At 42.5% G+C, this 875-nt stretch carries 1 protein-coding gene; it reads right to left on the reverse strand.

Translation table 11 applies throughout. The features are described from left to right. Nucleotides 1-37: 37 nt before the first annotated feature. Entirely contained in the window at nt 38-853 is an 816-nt protein-coding gene (locus ABZ470_RS41620; RefSeq protein WP_000018329.1) for an aminoglycoside O-phosphotransferase APH(3')-Ia, read from the reverse strand. Between the last annotated feature and the right edge of the window lie 22 nt (nt 854-875).

Raw genomic sequence — 875 nt, forward strand, 5'->3', positions numbered from 1 at the left:
AATACATTCAAATATGTATCCGCTCATGAATTAATTCTTAGAAAAACTCATCGAGCATCAAATGAAACTGCAATTTATTCATATCAGGATTATCAATACCATATTTTTGAAAAAGCCGTTTCTGTAATGAAGGAGAAAACTCACCGAGGCAGTTCCATAGGATGGCAAGATCCTGGTATCGGTCTGCGATTCCGACTCGTCCAACATCAATACAACCTATTAATTTCCCCTCGTCAAAAATAAGGTTATCAAGTGAGAAATCACCATGAGTGACGACTGAATCCGGTGAGAATGGCAAAAGTTTATGCATTTCTTTCCAGACTTGTTCAACAGGCCAGCCATTACGCTCGTCATCAAAATCACTCGCATCAACCAAACCGTTATTCATTCGTGATTGCGCCTGAGCGAGACGAAATACGCGGTCGCTGTTAAAAGGACAATTACAAACAGGAATCGAATGCAACCGGCGCAGGAACACTGCCAGCGCATCAACAATATTTTCACCTGAATCAGGATATTCTTCTAATACCTGGAATGCTGTTTTCCCGGGGATCGCAGTGGTGAGTAACCATGCATCATCAGGAGTACGGATAAAATGCTTGATGGTCGGAAGAGGCATAAATTCCGTCAGCCAGTTTAGTCTGACCATCTCATCTGTAACATCATTGGCAACGCTACCTTTGCCATGTTTCAGAAACAACTCTGGCGCATCGGGCTTCCCATACAATCGATAGATTGTCGCACCTGATTGCCCGACATTATCGCGAGCCCATTTATACCCATATAAATCAGCATCCATGTTGGAATTTAATCGCGGCCTAGAGCAAGACGTTTCCCGTTGAATATGGCTCATACTCTTCCTTTTTCAATATTAT

It is taken from the genome of Streptosporangium sp. NPDC020072 (genome assembly GCF_040631445.1).
Lineage (GTDB): Bacteria > Actinomycetota > Actinomycetes > Streptosporangiales > Streptosporangiaceae > Streptosporangium.

What these genes read in the sequence shown, in the direction of transcription:
- ABZ470_RS41620 (WP_000018329.1), bottom strand. Translation starts at nt 853, where the DNA reads ATGAGCCATATTCAACGGGAAACGTCTTGCTCTAGGCCGCGATTAAAT.